Below are 17,048 nucleotides of genomic sequence, written 5' to 3'. Positions count from 1 at the left end.
TCAGTTAGCTATTTCTTGCGAGTTTTCAAACGTTAGAGGATCTATCCCTAGCTTTTCTAATTTTTTGTGATAAAATCTATGGATTTCTGCTTCCTTAACAGTGAAATCCAATAAGTTAGTCTCGCAAACCTCAAACACGCCTGTATAACTTATTTCATCATCATTGACAATGAGCTCTCCATTCTCATCAAATGAAAAGCCTCCTCGACTCTGAATAATTGCCTGTGGCGCATTTTCTTCTTCTACAACTTCCCATTCAGTTTGACCGTTGACTATCATTTCTACTAATAGCTTCATTTTTTTCCTCCTTTTAAAAACGAATAGCTCCTACCTGTGTAATAACATAGGCGACTACCCCACCAATTGCTAAAATAACAGCCCCACCAACAACTACTTTTTCTATTCCTTTATCAAGCGTACGTGGATCATCATTCGACATACCTGAACGAATTTCTTTCACGCCAAACATAATACTAACTGCTGAAACAAGTCCAATGATTCCTCCAATTAGTGTAATAATTTTTGTGACTATATCCATAGTTTTGTCTCTCCTTCAGTTTTTATATTCTAAGAAATGGCTTATTTTACCAATCTTCTTCAGTATTGCTTTCTGAAAACTCCATTTCTTCGCTTTCTTCAAATTCATCCTGAGTTAAAAAATTTGTTACCGCATGTTTAACTTTCCCTTTATACTCTTGTTCTTCAACCTGAATATAGACATCTTTACCTTTCAGAAATTCAAAAGTTTCTCGATTATAGCCAAAGTCAACGTCTGGAATCTCTACACCGTTGTCTTGGATACTGGCTAAAATATAGCGTAAATTATCTTCAGTATAATCATTCCCGAAGGTAAGAAAATAAACCCCTTTTTCGTTACTTTTTCCCAAAAGAGAGAGTAAAAACATATCATTCCCTTTTTGAGACCGTTTCTTTTGAACTTTTTCAATTACTGCCGCGTGCGTGCCTAACTCAAACTCCTTGATTTGTGACTCTCTTTTTAATGGACGTTCATATTTCATAGAATTGCCTCCTCAATTATTATTCATTAATAGTAAATTCTTTTTCTTCTGGAAGTTCTGTTACTTGATAATTATTGTTTTTCTTTTCCATAGCTACTTTCATTTGACGAATTTCAGTTTCTTCTTTAGCCACTTTCAAGGTAACAACGTACGTAAGGAGCCATTGGTTGCCTTCTTTTTTTGATTCCCAAAGAAATAACGTTCTTATTTGTTCTTTAGACCCCTTAATCTCTTTGAGTACACCTTCAGAAACATACTTTTTAACTTGCTTTTGCGTGGCTTTGTCACTCTCTTCACCAGAGTACAGACTGGATAAGAAAAACCGAGCAACAACATCAACTTGTGGTTGCTCATACACTTGTTCTTGTAAATGTGTTAATCGTTCCTCTAACTTAGAATCATTTTGGCTCGTTGGTTTACTTTGAGAACCAAATGACGCACCTGTAAAAACACCTACTGCTAAAAATATAAGTAAAGCCACTGAGAAATAGCTATAGCGAGAAATTGTTGTAAACACAGTTGATTTTTGTTGCTTTTCTGCTTTCTTTTTTAAAGAACCTGTTGAACGGCCTATTCTCTTCGACTTATTACTCACATTTCTTTTGAACAGGTAAAGAAACGCTTCTAAATCTTCTTGTCTTACTTCTTCATTGGTTTCTACAGTCTGTACCATGTTTTGGAGGACAGTTTCCTCAACTACCGGCAAAGTCATTGTTTCTCTTACAAAAGCTTTCTCGTCTGTCACGTTGTAATAAATCTCATACGTAATTAGAATTCGATCCGTCGATTTTTTTAAATCCGCATTGATTTTTGTTAACTGTTCAATACCTTGTACCAGGTCAATTTTTCTATTAAACCCTAATTCATTTAGTAATACATGACTTTGCTTTGTAGTAAATAAAATAAACAAGCAAAGCACCTCCTTTCCTCACAGAAATTTATCGAAATTACTCTTTCTGATTAAGCTTTTTTCTTATTCTTTTTAAAGAAAAAGAATCCTGAAATTAATACAAAGAAGCTTCCCAATACAGAGAAAAGGAGTGTGAATTTCTCTCCTGTATGTGGCAATACTTTCATTTTTCCATCACTTGCTTTTACCTCAACGTTTCCGCTAGGTAAAACCTTATACGAGCTGCTAATTGGTTTTAATCCTTCTGGTGTTTTGGTTAACGGAACACCTTTATCTACTGCTACAATTTCTTCCCCAGCTTCTGTTGTAATTGGAGTAGTTTCACTTGGTACATGTGTTACCTCCGCTAAGTTGCTTGTTTCAATAGGAATACTTGGTTGTGTTCCTGCCGATTGATTCGTTTTATCAATTTCTCCACTAGGTGTAACGACTACGTCTATTGGTTTAGTGGGCTGTTCAGGAGTTTTTGGTGTTTCTGGTTCTGCTGGTTTTTCTGGAATCACTGGTTGAGTTGGTTCTTTCGGTGGTTCTGGAGTAACAGGTTTTTCTGGTTCGCTTGGTGTTGTAGGCTCGGTTGGTTGACTAGGTTCTGTTGGCTCGCTTGGTTCAGTCGGTTCAACCGGCGTTCCAGGATCAATTGGCGTTGTTGGTTCTGTTGGCTTTTCTGGCTCACTCGGTGTTGTAGGCTCGGTTGGCTTGCTTGGTTCTGTTGGATCAGTTGGTATTACTGGCGGTTCTGCAGGATCCACCGGCTCAGTAGGATTCGTAGGTTCACTAGAATCAGTTGGTTCGGTAATTGGTGGAGTTGCTGGATCTGTTGGTCCTAAATCGTCAGCGAATGCTGTTATACTTCCGCCACCGAATACTAGTACTGCACTAAACAAGCTTGATAAAATAATTTTTTTCATTGTAATTTCCTCCAAATAATTTTTTATTTATGATTTTAAAGTTTCGCCGAAGATCTCTTCAAAAATCCCTCTATTAATAGGTGTTTTGATAAAAAAGACAGGCACATTGATTCTGCCTAAATTTGGTTTCACATAGATACTTTTTTCTGGATATACTTCTAATGCCAGAGATTTTCCGTTTTTAATGATATTCAACGTGGTGATCTCTTGAATGTTTTCTTCGGTAATTTGTTTGTTGTACCACATTTCCATTGCACGTGTATTCTTTAATCGAACTTTAACTAACTTACCTGTGTTTCCTCTCCACTGTAAGGTCAAATCTTTTTCTTGGATGGCAATTTCTTTCATCCCCTTTGCCTCTCTTTCTGCTACTACTGCTTCCAATTTTTCCCCTCCATAACTAAAAAAAGAAGGACAAGCAATTCGTCCTTCTTTTCGTCTTCAATTATTTTGTTTCTTTTCTACGTTTAAAGCCTAAGCCTGCTAAGCCAAGCATTGCGGCTAAACTACCAACTACCGTTAATAAGACATTTTGTTTTTCGCCTGTTTTCGGCAATTCTGGCACTACACTTGCCTTTTCTACCACTAATGGCTCTACTGGTGCTTGCGGTGTTTTTGGTGTTGGTGGTACAATCACTGTTTTTTCTGGTGGTGTTTGTGGTTTTTCTGGCGTATGTGTCACTACCGTATTCGTTTTAATCTTCTCATTGTTGAAAGATTCTTCGATTGTGTTGTAAACGTCTCCTGCCGCAATTCGTTCTACACCAATGAACGCTTTCCATGAGTGTGCAACGTTTTTGTTTTCTTTTAGATTCATCGCATCCAAAAAGGCTTGACTGGCCGTGATTTTCACTACCCCTTTGTCAAAGGTCATCGTGAATAGTTTCGAAATGTCGTCCCCTTTATTCACTTTGGTTCCATCTGCTAAAACAAAATTAGAATTGGCAAACACAGACCATTGTCCACTAAATTTGTCATGTTTGACGTCTAGTTTATCGCTAATCGACCATTCTTCCACAACTCCAGCGTATTCTGCAGGAATGTCACTACTTGTAAATTCATAGAAGAACTTCTCCCCTAATTTGATTGTGGCACCATTTTGACTTTGTTTGTCACCAACTTTAATGACCACATCCTTTTTAGGATTCACTTTTGGAATATGGTTGACAACAGTATTGGTTTTAATTCGTTGGCCAAATGTATTTTGTTCCGCTGAATTATAAACATCCCCAGAAACATCAGCTTTGACTTTTGTAGGGAGTGTTACACGCAATTCTTGCCCACCATACGCTAGAATAAAGGCTTGTGGGTCTTTGGCAGAAATCGTCACCGTGCCTTTGGCATCGTCCCATGAGATCGTGAACTGGTTCGTAATGTCTACCCCTTTAGAATCTTTGACACGAAGTAAGTCTTTAATTGGTGTCACTTTCGTTTCATCGTAATCATCGAAGAAAGAAACGCCTGTCGCAAGATCGACTGTATCAAAGGCAAAGTCTTTATCGTACCCTTTTAAGTCCCAAGTCATTTCATAAGAAAGAACATCACCACGAGCCACTTTTCCATGATTAATGTCTTCCCCTTTCTTGTTATGAACGGCTTTGGTTGGTTTTGGATCATCAGGTGTATGCGTCACCACCGTATTAGAACGAACAAGCTCTTTGTTGTAGTTTTCTGTTTGCGTGTTTTCTACGTCACCTGTTTTAATCCGTTCGACTTCCAGATACACAGACCAAGCTTGTTTGCCTACTTTATTGCTTCCTTCATTTAAGGCGGCCAATAATGCTTGATTCATCGTAAACGTCAAGTCTTTATTGTCTTTATTTTCTAAAAGAATGTAGGCAGAAATATCTGTTCCTGCTTTTAGCGTTTTGTCCCCTACTTTAAGGTCATAATTCGTAATAGCGTGCCATTTCCCTGTGAAACGATCATGGGTCGTGTCCAACACATCATTCATGCCCCATTCTTCTGTGATTCCGCCATAGTTGGCTGGACGTTCGGAAGATTTCACTTCATAATAAATTTTTGTTTGTAACGGAATATCTTTATCATGTAGAGAGACACTGCCAACTGTACCGTTTTTATCTGCTTTTACGTCTTTGGAAGGGTTGCTACTTGGCACATGATTGATAACTGTGTTTGTTACCGTTTCCCCATCATTTGTCAGCTGAACAGCTGTATTTTCAAAATCGCCTTCTACATTTTTCACTACAAACGGCAAGACAAGTAAATATTTATACCCCATTGCTAAAACAACAGAGCCGTCCGCGTTGGTTTTCATCATTGCTGTGACGGTGTTTTGATCTAAATTGAGGTCATAAGAAGCAGTCACGTCTTTCGCTTTTCCTGAATTAATCGCTGCAGCAACTGCTTTTAAGTCTTTTTCGTTCAGACTTGCGTCTGCTTGATAAACTTTCACTTTGGATAAATCAATCGTCACTTTTTCTGCATCAAATGTATCTCGAATCCCTTGTTTTGTTACTGTTTTTGGATCTACTTTAGCAAGTTCTGTTGTATCCCCTGTCACAATGTATTGTAAAGAGTCGCCACGTTTCACATTTAAATCATTGATATTTTTCTGACCATCAGTGACTTCTTTGTTCGGAACAAGAACAGGAACGACATTGGCTTTGTATCCATTAAATTCAATCGTTGCTTTTTCTGGTTCTTTTGGATTCCCATAATTGAAAATAGGCTTCACTGATTGCGCATTTAAGTTAGTGCTAAAGGCAAACCATTGCGCACTAGATACAGGCACATTACTTTTTCCTTTTGTTGTCATACCAAAAGAAAAGGAAATACGTCCATTAGCTAGACCTACACCTGAACCAAAGTACGCATTCTTGTGCCCTACAGCGTCCCAATCACTATTTTTCAATCCAGAAGGTCCTGTGCCATAGTCAATATCTTCCGGTGAGTAAAATTTTCCATCCGCTTGTTTTTTCACATATGAGCCATTAATGTATTTGAACGCATTGTTGGCCCCAAAATCAGAAACAAATTCCGCATGGCCACCTTTATTCGTTAAACTTGAATTTAAAGAAGACAGCGCATACGCAAATGGACTATCTTTATCTGGTAGTACTTCTTTACCTGACGCATCAAAGAACTTAATCGTTAAGCGTGTTTTAACATCCTTACCATTGACTCTGTTTGTACCAATAAAAGCTGTGATAATCGGATCGTTTGAAAATACTGCATTTAACGTTCCACTTTGGCTTGGTGAGGATTGTAGTTCATAAACAAATTCTGCTTTTGTAATTTTACGTCCTAAATAACTAGCGTTTAGTCCTGTATAGGTCACTGTCACTGGTTTATTTTTTTCTAAAAGAACCGCATACCCACCATTAGACCCAAGATTTGCCTCTTTTACAAAGGAATTCTGGAAGTTGCCAGTAGCTTTCCCACCCATATCTTTCCGTAATTTTGTAAAGATATCTTTTGAATCCCCTGCATTTACTTTATTAAAATCAGTTGCTTTGATAAATTTTCCGCCTTTAATCGACGAAATTTTAGTGTCTTTCGTCACGACAGATTGATCGAACACTAGGTTTTTACTAATCGCTTCATTGACATAGCTGTTTTCGTTCTTATGCTTGTTGTATTCCGCGACTTCTTTCTCGTAGCGCTCTTTTTCCGCTTTGTTTTTTGCCGCAATTTCTGCATTTTCTTTGGCAATTTTTTCATTTTTGGCTTTTAATTCAGCTGCTTGTTGGGCAATCTTTTTCGCTTGTTCTTTTTGTAGTTGGTCTACTTCTTTTTCTTTTGCAGCTAAATCTTTAGAAGAAACGTTGCCTAAGTCTTCTGCTGGTTTTTCAACAACGGTAATGTTTGGATCTTTTTTTGCTTCATCAACTGCTTTATCAACGTCTGGTGTTTCAAATTCTTTAAGAATGGACGTTGATTTATTCGCTTCATTTTCAGCTGGTGCAACTTCTGTTGGCTGCCCTAGAGGTTCATTGGTTGTTTCAGGGCTTACTACTGGTTGTTCTTGTGCTGATTTTTCAGCTCCTACTGTTGGTTGTTGGACGTTTGTGGTATCATTTGGGGTAGCTGAACTCTGTTCAGCTCCATTTTTTTCAGACGCTACTTCTTCTGCTTTGGTCGGTTGAGAAGTAGTGTCTTTTTGTACTGCAGATTCTTCAGATACTGCCGTATTAGGCGTTGCACTACCTAACTGCGGATCGGGGTTATCGGGGTGCACTGTCGTTGATCCTGGTTGCGTATCTAATTCCGCTGCTTGTACATTATCAGTAGCTAATCCTACAACTCCTAACACGCCTAGAAAAAGAATAGGAGCTACGATCCAATGCTTCTTTGCCTTATACATTTTAAAACGTTTTTTTACTTCAGTCTGTTGATTCATGTATCATTCTCCTCGATTTTTTATTTTTTTGTTTGTAAAATAACTCACGCAACACAAGGCGCTCGTTGCTTTTTCATTGTCATTTCCCTCCTTACTAAAAAAAGAGAACCGAAAGTATCTTCGATTCTCTTAGTTATTTTATATTCTTATAAAACACGATATATATCTTTGTTTTGCTATATCAAACAATTATTAACTATTTTTTTTACGTTTTTTGTTCTTGAAATTGATCGTACCTGCTGCCATCAATAATCCAATAATAGTCAACCAAATACTTTGTTGTTCTCCCGTTTGTGGTAAGGATTCTGGTGCTTTTGCTACTTGTTTCGTCTTACGAGGTTCTGAATGTGTTAATGCTTGTGCTTTTGGTTGTTCTTTTTGTTTAGAAAAAGATAACTGTTGGAGACCAGGTGTTTTGTCTGCTGAAGTAGCACTTGCTACTAACGTTTGGTTTTGTTTTGCTTCTCGTTCAAGGCGTTGTTGCTCTTTTGCTACTTGCTCTTGCAACGCTTCTTGTCGGCGCTGTTCGGCTTGTTGTGCCTCTAAGTCTCTTAATACACCTTGGTACTGCTGTAGCTCTAACTTCGCATTAGAAAGGTCTTCTTGTGCTTGTGCATAAGCAAGTGTAGCAACGGCTTGTTGTTCTTTAAGTTCCTCCAATGATTTCATAGAATTTTCATAGGCTTCTTGTGCTTGAACCACTGCCGCTTCTGCTTTGTTTAACTCGTTTAATGCTTTTTCGTATGTTGGTTGAGCATTTTCTAAACGAGACAATGAACGTGTACTTGTTTTAAGCGCTACTTGTTTTTGATTTAAGTTTTCTTTTGCTAAATCCAATACTTCCTTCAAGCTATTCAATGTGTTTTCTTCTGCTTTTTGTGCTTCTTGTTTTTCTTTCAGCACTTTAGCAGACGTTTGTTCAATCGCTTGTGCTTCCGCAACGTTTGTTTTCGCTTTTTCTAAAACAGCAGCTCGATTCTGAATTAACTCATTGATTGTTGCCAATTGATCTTTTGTTTGTTGAAGGCTTTTTTCTGCCGTTGCAGTTTGTCGTACTTTTTCTTCATAGTTTGTCGTACTTTTAGTCGCAACTGCTTGAAGATTAGCCAATGTCGCTTTATGAACAGATAGTTCTTTTTCTGCTGTTGCTTGTGTTGTTTTGGCTGTATTTAAGGCTTGCTGACTTGCACTTCTTGCTTGTTGTGCGTCTGATTCTGCTTGTTGTGCGGTAGCTAATTTTTCTTGGTTGCTAGCTATCTCTTGTTGTAATTCTTCTTTAGATTTCATGCTTGCCACTTCGCCGTTTTGGTATTGACTACTATCCTCCAGTTTTTCTTTACCATAAGAAATAATATGAATCTTAGGAGAAATAGAATTTTTTTCACCAGATAGTGAAACGCCTAATGCTGTTTTTCCGTCTTGTAATAAAGAATGTAAATGGCTATAACCTAAGCGGCCATCATCAAACAACATATTGACAAGCATTTTGCGGATACTTTCTTGGAGAGTATATTTAGAAACTTTACCATTTTCAGTTTCGTAATACCCCCCACCTAGGTTTTCATAGTAATTCATTCCAGGATATTCTTTAAAGCCATTTTCCTTAGCTGCTTTATTAATGGCTATCACATCATGCATGTATTCTCCGGTATCAGAATATTTCGCAATATCCCAAGCAAATTTGATTGATTGGTCCGATACACTTAATTGAGAAAGACCCAATTTTTTTCGCACATCATTTAATAATTCTGTTGTGTATACACTTAATTCTTTTTTCTGATCTGCACTTAAATGTTGAATATCCCACATCACGTCTTTATTTTTTTCATCTTCTTTGCTCGTTGGAAAATTCTTGTTCATTTCTAGTGCCGTTTTTTCAAGAGTAGCTATTTCTTCAGCACTTAATTTTGTATCGTAATCTGCACTAAACTTAGGTGGCAAGTTAATCCCTTTATGCCCTTTCAACTCTTCTTTTGAGTTATCTAAAGTATTTTGCGCTTGCTTTGTTGCTGCTTGCTTGTCTTTCAAAGCATTTTCTTTCGCAGTTAAATCTGCCTGTTTCGCAGCTGTATCTGCTTTTGCGTCTGTTACTTTCTCTTGACTAGTTGTCACAACGGTTTGTTGGTCTGCAACTGCTTGATCGTCCTTCGTCTTTTGATCTTTAGCTTTTGCTTCTTCTTTCTGTTTGTTAGCCAGTTCAGCTTCTTTTGCTGCTTGTTCTTTTTCTGCCTTTACTTTTTCCGCTTCCGCATTTTTCGCTAATTCTTCAAGCTTGGCTTGTTCTTGTTTTGCAGCTGTTACTGCTTGTTGATCTTTTTCATTTTGCACTTTAGCAGCATTCGTTTCTTTTGCTTTTTCATCGACAACAGCTTGTTGTTGGTTAACGTCTGTTTGAGCTTGATCCACTACTTTTTGTTGTTCATCAACAGCCTGTGTATCCGTAGCCACTTGCTCTTTAGCTTTTTCAATGGCTGAAGGTGTTGCTTCATCCACGACTTTTTTAGCTTCGTCTACAACTGCTTGTTGGTCAGTCACTGCTTGTTGACTTTGATCCAATGCGTCTTTGTTTTGATCGACCACTGCTTGTTGGTCTTTAACAGATTGATCAATGGCGTCTTTTTCTTTTTTCGCAGTGTCAGCGACTTGTTGTTTTTGATCGACAATTGCTTGTTTCTCTGTTACTTGTTGCTGTTTTTCAGTAATAGCTTGCTCCGTTGTTTGTGTAGCTTTCACTGTTGGTTGTTCTGTAGAACTGTTTTCAGGTGTTTTTGGTTGCGCTTGTTCTGCTGCCTGTACTTCATTTCCCCCAATACCTGCTACCCCTGTTGCGACTAAAATACTTAACCCTGTACTTGCAATCTTTTTCATTTTATTTTCCTCACTTCCGATTATTTTTGTTGTAAATGGGATACCCATTGTCTTTATGCCATTGTTGTAACGCTGTAGTTGTTATATGGAACTCTTCCGCTATCTCTTTAAACTGTAAGCCCATTCTTTAATAGGCTTCAAATCTTTCCTTGCTAATATGAGAAGAAAATTGTCTGGTGCTTGCTGTTTCTATCTTTTTTGCAAGTTCTTGTATTCGTTTAAAACGCTCGGTATCTTCATTCCTATACCAGTCTGCGTCTTCATTCATCAATGCCAACATCTCTTTACGCCAAATACTTTGCTCTTTTTTTGTCATACCCCTCTCACCTCAAATTAATAGTAACAAAGCCTTCATTATTAAAAAAATACTATCCTTGGAACCCTTAGAAAAACACTCCTATGTCTTCATGTTCACTTTCCTCCTATTGGTTTTATGGTAAATATCCTCGTTTTACTTGATCCTTTTGTTTGCTAGCTTTTTAGCAATTTTTCTACAGATTTTACTGATCGCAGGGTTTGTAGCGGTAGCAACCCCAAACTCTAAAAAAGTATCTGGCTCCCTTTAAAACAAAAGATCATCGCACGAAATCTTTTTAGTTACTGTGTCACACCCATAATCACGTACCGCCTTTGTTCTGACCGTACTCTTTAGGTAGTTTATCCTTACCTAGCCCTTTAAAGACACGCTGATTGACTAGATAAGTCCTGTAGTATTCATTTTTTAAGGATCTCCCAAATTTTGCAAAAAAGTTGACGTGTAGCCAGTTTGCACCTTCGTGTCCGTGTGCTTTTCTGCATCCTTTTTCGATAGCTAACCTAGCTATTGGTAAATTGCGCATGTTAGTTAAAACTAACAAACAAAAAGACCAAGTATAAAAAAACAAATTCACTACTTATAGCTTCTCATTTTTTCACACCATTCCCTAAATTCATTTTCTTCAAAAACCTTATAGTTGAATGGTGCATTAAGTAACATCTTTTGTCGTTTAACCATTTTTTTGAACGTTCTACATTCAAGTTTTAACGGAAGTTCCGAGCAGCCACGATAACCGACCACTTTTCCATCAAAATAAATCAGTTTTACTTGTCTGAATAAACGTTCCATGTCTTGTTCCGTTTCAAAACTCACAGGATTGATCAACAGATTTCTTCCTGAAAAATCATATACAATGCGTTCTGTTGTGCCGTTGTATAATTTAAATCTTTGTCGATTAAACAAGGTCAATTGACACGTAATACGTTGCAAATCAGTTGCTTTCAGTTCAATCATTGATTCACCTACTTTCTGAACCAAGTAGAAAAAGAGCCATGCAACACGTTGTTTGCACGGCTCTTACGAGTAGTTCCAGTACAAACAATGCGTGAAAGCATTGAATTATTCCACAAGCGGGTCATTTTTAGAAAATGAGCGTGCTTGTTACTTGGTTTTTTTATTTTTTCAACAAGTTAACAGACAACAAAAAAAGCGGGGAACATATACATGAACTGTATACATTCCCCGCTGCTCCAACATTTATACAACTAATAAAAACAATTCACTGTAAAAACTTTTCCTAGACAAATAAAGGAGTTTAAAAAAGTCTAGAATTTTACATAAAAAATTGTTATACTATACGTTGTAACTAATGTTGCAACAAACGAGAACCGAGTAGAGTTCATGTCATACCATGAATTGTTTAACTGCCCCCTAGGATTGCCGTCCTATGGCAGTCGGTTCTTAATTTGTTTAATTGTTACTATGATTTTTTCTATCAGATAAATATTAAGGTTATTGCAATTACAACAGCTATATATCTTGATAGTTTTTTTAGAGTGGTTTTCATTTACACCCCTCCTATAAAAACATCTTAACATCTAAGTATTATATTTTCAACTAAAATATGTATTTTTTTTTAAAAAAAAGGGATATAGCTTAATAAACACATCTTCGAGTGTCGTATTCAATACCTAAAATTAAAATATTAACAAATTTTTGTAGTTTATCGAATTTTAGGTCTACTTTTTGATACTTTACATATTAGGAGGAAGAAAATGTTTAAGATAGGTTCTGTCCTGAAACAAATAAGGCAAGAGTTAAATTACCATCAGATTGATTTATATTCTGGAATAATGTCCAAATCTGTTTACATAAAAGTTGAAGCTGACTCTCGACCGATTTCTGTAGAAGAGTTAAGCAAGTTCTCAGAACGTTTAGGTGTAAATTTTTTTGAAATTTTAAATAGAGCTGGCATGAATACAAAAAGCGTAAATGAAACAGGAAAAGAAAAACTTCTTATTTCAAAAATATTTACAAACCCTGACTTATTTGACAAAAATTTTCAAAGGATTGAGCCAAAGCGCTTAACTAGTCTTCAGTACTTTAGTATTTATCTTGGATATATTTCTATTGCACATCATTATAACATTGAAGTTCCTACTTTTAATAAAACAATTACTTCAGATTTAAAACATTTATATGATAAAAGAACAACATTTTTTGGAATTGATTATGAAATTGTTTCAAATCTTTTAAATGTCTTACCGTATGAAGAAGTTTCAAGTATCATTAAGCCTATGTATCCAATCGTGGATTCCTTTGGTAAAGATTACGATTTAACTATTCAGACTGTTCTAAAAAATGCTTTAACAATATCAATTATGAATAGAAATCTAAAAGAAGCGCAGTATTATATTAATCAATTTGAACACTTAAAAACAATTAAAAATATTAGCATAAATGGATATTACGACTTAGAAATAAACTATTTAAAACAAATATATCAATTTTTAACTGACAAAAATATTGATTCTTATTTAAATGCGGTAAATATTATCAACATCTTTAAAATCATTGGAAAAGAAGATATTCACAGATCTTTAGTTGAGGAACTTACAAAAATATCTGCAAAAGAAAAATTTACGCCCCCTAAAGAAGTAACCATGTATTATGAAAATTACGTTGCAATAGAAAATAATCCTATTCCTGAAATAAAAGAGCAGTCATGAAAATATTTTCATGACTGCTCTTTTATTTTTTATTATATAAGGTGCCTAAACATTTCCAAGCCACCAACAAAATTACCAATCATTCCTCCCAAACTAGCTAACACGAACACTAAAAATACTCTCAAAACACGGTTTTTATATATCTTTTTCAAAGATTTTATATCTTCATCCATCGTTTGAAAATCACGTACTTTTGGTTTCCTTAAAGTAGCCTCTACAATAGCAGAAAACACTCCTACAGACACCATTGGTAGCAAGGTAGCAAGGGGGGCAAACACTAGGGAAGTGACAATTGTTAAGGGGTGAGCCAACGCTAATAAAGTAAATAGTGCTGATAAACCACCGTTCCAAATACCCCATCTCATTATTTGGTCTTTACCTACATCTACACCTAAGAAAAAGGAATAAATTAACAAACCTATGATAATCAAAGGTATGATACTCTCTAAAACTTTAGTTGACCAAAGCTTTGGCGGTAAAGTTTCTAATTCTTTTATATTGATTTGTTGATTACTTTTTAAGTTTTTCTCCACACCACGTAAATGCGCCTGCCCAATAACAACTACGATTTTACCAGCTTCCTGATCTGAAATTTTCTGAGCTAAATATTGATCTCGTTCTACTAACAGAACTTTCCACAGTTCTGGATATGCTTCTTGTAGCTGTTCAAAAATAGGCTCAAAATTCTCAGAATTCAACAATTTTAGCATTTCTTCTTCAGATTCTTCCGCACCTTCCAAAACACTACCAAAAGCATAAGGAAGTAACGCTTTTTTTCTTAGTGGTATTAAGCGCCAAAATCGTTTAAAAGTTACTTGTGAGTCTCTGTCTACTAACGCTATTTTAGCACCAACTTTTTCTGCACTACTAACAGCCTCAAAAAATTCAGCACCAGCTACAGAATCATTAATCTTAGCCAAATGTTTTTGAATTAATTTGTAAATAACGCTAGAAATTAATACAGTTAGTCTTTTTTGTTTAATTACTTGAACAATATCTGTATCCGACCATTCATCAGGGTTCAGGTACTTGTCATATCGGCTTTGATCCCATTCAAGGCAAACTACATCTGGATTTTCTTCTTCGATTATATTTTTAACTAATTCAGCACTTTCACTGGAAATATGTGCAGTCCCGACTAAAATAATTTCCTTATCCTTTATAAAAACGCGACGAACTAATTCCATATACCCTCCATTACTTCTCTATTCTCATTTTTTTGTAGTCATATTTTGCTCCTATTGAATGCATTAAAACATTTTTTATTTTACTTTTTTCTAATTTTGCTGTTCCAACTTGAAAAATTGGAACGACCCCCATATCATTGATCAACAATTTTTCAGCTTTTTTCAATTCTTGCCAACGTTTAGAAGAAGAATCCTTTAGCAATTCATCATAATTTTTATTTGAATATCCACCATGATTCATTGGACTATTTGTTTCAAAGTTTGCTAAAAAGCTAATAGGGTCTGCATAATCAGCTTGCCATCCACTTAGGCTCAAAGTAAAATCCTTTTTTGTTAGGCGTTCCATAAAGACATTTGCAGGAATTGGCGTCACAGTAACCTTCAATCCTTCTAAGCTATCTTGCAACTGTCCTTGCAGAAATTCTCCTGCCTTTTTTTCAAACTCTCCATCACTTACAAGTAAATCTAAAGAAGTATTTTTGGATAAATCAATTTCTTTTTTAGCCTTATCCCAATACTCTTCTGCTTGTTTTTTGTTAAATTCAACTAATTTTTCATTAGCAAAATCTTTTTTATTTACCGGATTAAAGGCCATTTCTTTTGGTACTACGCCAACAGAAGCAACGGACCCATTATCTAGTAATTTTTTAACTAGACTTTCCCGATCAATTGCATAGTTAATCGCTTTTCGGACATTTTTGTTTTGTAAAAGCTTATTTTCCCCAGTTTGGTTCATTTCTAAAAACATTGTATTAGCCATTAATGTTGTTGAATATTCTTTATCTTTCTTGTATTGTTTTGCATATTCACCAGCTAAAGGCGCCTCATCTAATTGCCCATCATTATACAAATTTATTCCTGTATTAATTTCTTTGACGACTTGAAAATTAATTTTATCCATAGAAACATCTTTTTGATCCCAGTACTCTTTATTTTTAGAAATCGTCCACTTATCAGAAGTTCCTACTCCCTCTAAGTTTGTTAAGTTAAATGCTCCATTTGTTACAATTGCTTTTTGAGAAACCCCATAGTCTTTCCCATACTCTTTAATTGCTTTCTGCTGTACTGGATAGTAAGCGGTTAAGGATAACAGATCAGTAAAATAAGGTGTTGGTTCAACTAATTCGATTTCTAATGTTTTCTCACCAATACTTTTCACTGCTAAAGTATCTTTTGCTTGTTTTCCTGAAGCAATTTCTTTGGCATTTTTTATAGCAGAAAACAGTTCCACATTTGGAGAAACTGTTTTAGGATCTACAACTCTTTGCCACGCGGCCACAAAATCACTAGCAGTTATTTGTGTACCATCAGACCACTTAGCGCCATCTCTAATCACAATGGTATAAGTTTTGCCATTATTCGATACTTTTGGTTGACCAGCTGCAATGGCTGGTTGCGGTTGATTTTTTTCATCTAATCGATACAACCCCTCCATCACATTGGCTAATAAAGTTATACTCGTTTGATCTACAGCAGTTGCTGGGTCTAAACTTTGGACAGGTGTCCCTGCAGTCAAAGTCGCTACCTGTTCTACTTTTTTTTCTGTTGCATCTTGTGAATCTTTTGTGGCAGTATTTGTCCCACAACTAGCTAATACCAAAGGTAATAACCCAATACCTAAAAAACAAAACTTCTTGTACTTCTTCATTTTTATCAACCTCCGTAGGTTAAATTTGCTAACTAATTCTAGCGATATACAAATAAAATAACCAATTAATAGCTATTATATTTACAATTTTATCAAATAAACTTTAAAAGGGATACAAAACACAGAATGAAATTTATCCAAACAAAAGAATCAATTACTTATTTTTCAAGCCAATTATGCAAAGTGATTTCAGAACCTTTAGAATTATCCCTATTTTTTACATTTTCTTTTTCTAACGCACATTCAACAAATAAATTATAAAACGACTTGTAGAATAGGCCTTTTGGACTTTTTACAGTAGAATCTGTCTTAATTTTATGCATCACACGACGCAAACATTTGTCTATTTCTTCTTGATAATCTTCCCCAATTAAAACAACATTGTATTCTTTTTCAACTTTAGTTTTAGCACGTATAATTGTTCCAACCATTTCATGAGCTTCTTTAATAGTATCGGAAAAGGCAGCAATAAATTTTAAGCTATCTTTGCTTAGGAAAGTGTTCTCTTGAACTTCTGAAAATTGATCGAGCAATAACTGTTGTTGCAGGGCTTCTTTTTTAGTATCTAATGTATCTAATGTATCTAAATAAGAAGTATAGAATAGATTGTCTGCGATTTTCGCAATTACAGGATTTTCGTTGATATCATTGACTTTTTCTGTATTTGCGATTTTCGCAATTACAGGATTTTCGTTGATATCATTGACTTTTTCTGTATTTGCGATTTTCGCAATTACAGGGTTAACATTGTTTTGTTCCTCATTGATTTTGAAAACATCTTCTGAAGTAACGTTAGGTTTTCCGAGATATAGCAGGTTAGGTGTAGTTTCTATTTTTCCATTCATTTTCTTTACTCTACCTTTTTTTTGTTTAAGAAGATTAACTGCTTCAAGCTCTTTTTTTATTTTTGATACTTTTCCTTCTCTGCAATTTAGCAGAGTCATTAATTCAGCAACTGTGTAGATAAAATAAATATTGTCTTCACTATCTACCCAATTATTTTTAACGGAATTATCAAACCGATCTTTTAAAAGCATGTATGCAATTTTTGCGTCGTTGGATAAAGATTTGTACATTTCATTTGTGAAAAATACTTTTGGCATTTGATAGTATTTTTCTCTGTAAATCTCTTTAGATTTATAAAATTGAAAATTTTCCAT

Annotated in this window: 14 protein-coding genes and 1 pseudogene; 1 reads left to right on the top strand and 14 read right to left on the bottom strand. The window is 35.5% G+C overall.

Going from position 1 to position 17,048, the window contains the following annotated elements:
* The 11 genes and pseudogenes from IGL49_RS12665 to IGL49_RS12615 all read right to left on the bottom strand — a co-directional run bounded on the left by IGL49_RS12665 (position 1) and on the right by IGL49_RS12615 (position 11,338).
* Positions 1-297, bottom strand: coding sequence for a hypothetical protein (locus tag IGL49_RS12665; RefSeq protein ID WP_002387740.1), 297 nt, complete (start codon positions 295-297; stop codon positions 1-3).
* A gap of 13 nt (positions 298-310) precedes the next feature.
* Positions 311-538 carry a hypothetical protein gene (locus tag IGL49_RS12660; protein ID WP_002365858.1) on the bottom strand — a complete coding sequence of 76 codons (228 nt, stop codon included), beginning with the start codon at positions 536-538 and terminating at the stop codon, positions 311-313.
* A gap of 46 nt (positions 539-584) precedes the next feature.
* A complete protein-coding gene (locus IGL49_RS12655) occupies positions 585-1,019 on the bottom strand; it encodes a hypothetical protein (protein WP_002365857.1) in 435 nt (144 codons plus the stop codon).
* 19 nt (positions 1,020-1,038) lie between these two features.
* On the bottom strand, positions 1,039-1,938 hold the full coding sequence (locus IGL49_RS12650) for a hypothetical protein (RefSeq protein ID WP_002395057.1): 900 nt from the start codon (positions 1,936-1,938) through the stop codon (positions 1,039-1,041).
* Positions 1,939-1,979: 41 nt separating this feature from the next.
* Positions 1,980-2,837, bottom strand: coding sequence for a pheromone response LPXTG-anchored adhesin PrgC (gene prgC / locus IGL49_RS12645; RefSeq protein WP_002367914.1), 858 nt, complete (start codon positions 2,835-2,837; stop codon positions 1,980-1,982).
* A gap of 27 nt (positions 2,838-2,864) precedes the next feature.
* Positions 2,865-3,221 (bottom strand): pheromone response system RNA-binding regulator PrgU, encoded by a 357-nt coding sequence (gene prgU, locus IGL49_RS12640; protein ID WP_002367672.1) that lies wholly within the window; start codon positions 3,219-3,221, stop codon positions 2,865-2,867.
* Between the two features lie 61 nt (positions 3,222-3,282).
* Positions 3,283-7,200 (bottom strand): LPXTG-anchored aggregation substance PrgB/Asc10, encoded by a 3,918-nt coding sequence (gene prgB / locus IGL49_RS12635; RefSeq protein ID WP_002395058.1) that lies wholly within the window; start codon positions 7,198-7,200, stop codon positions 3,283-3,285.
* Between the two features lie 192 nt (positions 7,201-7,392).
* The gene (gene sea1 / locus IGL49_RS12630) at positions 7,393-10,068 is read right to left on the bottom strand and encodes a surface exclusion protein SEA1/PrgA (RefSeq protein ID WP_011109619.1); all 2,676 of its coding nucleotides are present in this window, start codon (positions 10,066-10,068) and stop codon (positions 7,393-7,395) included.
* A 10-nt stretch (positions 10,069-10,078) separates the two neighbouring features.
* A pseudogene (locus IGL49_RS12625) lies at positions 10,079-10,384 on the bottom strand (hypothetical protein).
* A 301-nt stretch (positions 10,385-10,685) separates the two neighbouring features.
* Positions 10,686-10,907, bottom strand: a complete 222-nt coding sequence (locus IGL49_RS12620) for a hypothetical protein (RefSeq protein WP_002385566.1) — start codon at positions 10,905-10,907, stop codon at positions 10,686-10,688.
* Positions 10,908-10,957: 50 nt separating this feature from the next.
* A complete protein-coding gene (locus IGL49_RS12615; RefSeq protein WP_002395063.1) occupies positions 10,958-11,338 on the bottom strand; it encodes a hypothetical protein in 381 nt (126 codons plus the stop codon).
* A gap of 761 nt (positions 11,339-12,099) precedes the next feature.
* On the opposite strand from IGL49_RS12615, the gene prgX reads away from it, so the two are divergent.
* On the top strand, positions 12,100-13,053 hold the full coding sequence (prgX, locus tag IGL49_RS12610; RefSeq protein ID WP_002366018.1) for a transcriptional regulator PrgX: 954 nt from the start codon (positions 12,100-12,102) through the stop codon (positions 13,051-13,053).
* A gap of 32 nt (positions 13,054-13,085) precedes the next feature.
* Here the strand turns inward: prgX and IGL49_RS12605 are convergent, their stop codons facing one another.
* From IGL49_RS12605 to IGL49_RS12595, 3 genes are all read right to left on the bottom strand, one after another.
* Positions 13,086-14,240 carry a TraB/GumN family protein gene (locus tag IGL49_RS12605; RefSeq protein WP_002366016.1) on the bottom strand — a complete coding sequence of 385 codons (1,155 nt, stop codon included), beginning with the start codon at positions 14,238-14,240 and terminating at the stop codon, positions 13,086-13,088.
* A gap of 10 nt (positions 14,241-14,250) precedes the next feature.
* Entirely contained in the window at positions 14,251-15,888 is a 1,638-nt protein-coding gene (gene traC, locus IGL49_RS12600) for a peptide pheromone-binding protein TraC (RefSeq protein WP_002395064.1), read from the bottom strand.
* A gap of 158 nt (positions 15,889-16,046) precedes the next feature.
* Positions 16,047-17,048, bottom strand: a complete 1,002-nt coding sequence (locus IGL49_RS12595) for a replication initiator protein A (RefSeq protein ID WP_011255108.1) — start codon at positions 17,046-17,048, stop codon at positions 16,047-16,049.

The sequence above is a fragment of the Enterococcus sp. DIV1337a genome (genome assembly GCF_051712285.1).
GTDB classification, from domain to species: Bacteria; Bacillota; Bacilli; order Lactobacillales; family Enterococcaceae; genus Enterococcus; species Enterococcus faecalis.
This window is presented reverse-complemented; position numbering and strand designations above follow the sequence as displayed.

Coding starts and splice junctions, on each gene's coding strand:
- IGL49_RS12595 (WP_011255108.1), bottom strand. CDS start 17,048: ATGGAAAATTTTCAATTTTATAAATCTAAAGAGATTTACAGAGAAAAA.
- IGL49_RS12660 (WP_002365858.1), bottom strand. CDS start 538: ATGGATATAGTCACAAAAATTATTACACTAATTGGAGGAATCATTGGA.
- IGL49_RS12655 (WP_002365857.1), bottom strand. CDS start 1,019: ATGAAATATGAACGTCCATTAAAAAGAGAGTCACAAATCAAGGAGTTT.
- sea1 (WP_011109619.1), bottom strand. CDS start 10,068: ATGAAAAAGATTGCAAGTACAGGGTTAAGTATTTTAGTCGCAACAGGG.
- IGL49_RS12665 (WP_002387740.1), bottom strand. CDS start 297: ATGAAGCTATTAGTAGAAATGATAGTCAACGGTCAAACTGAATGGGAA.
- prgB (WP_002395058.1), bottom strand. CDS start 7,200: ATGAATCAACAGACTGAAGTAAAAAAACGTTTTAAAATGTATAAGGCA.
- IGL49_RS12615 (WP_002395063.1), bottom strand. CDS start 11,338: ATGATTGAACTGAAAGCAACTGATTTGCAACGTATTACGTGTCAATTG.
- traC (WP_002395064.1), bottom strand. CDS start 15,888: ATGAAGAAGTACAAGAAGTTTTGTTTTTTAGGTATTGGGTTATTACCT.
- IGL49_RS12605 (WP_002366016.1), bottom strand. CDS start 14,240: ATGGAATTAGTTCGTCGCGTTTTTATAAAGGATAAGGAAATTATTTTA.
- prgC (WP_002367914.1), bottom strand. CDS start 2,837: ATGAAAAAAATTATTTTATCAAGCTTGTTTAGTGCAGTACTAGTATTC.
- IGL49_RS12620 (WP_002385566.1), bottom strand. CDS start 10,907: ATGCGCAATTTACCAATAGCTAGGTTAGCTATCGAAAAAGGATGCAGA.
- prgX (WP_002366018.1), top strand. CDS start 12,100: ATGTTTAAGATAGGTTCTGTCCTGAAACAAATAAGGCAAGAGTTAAAT.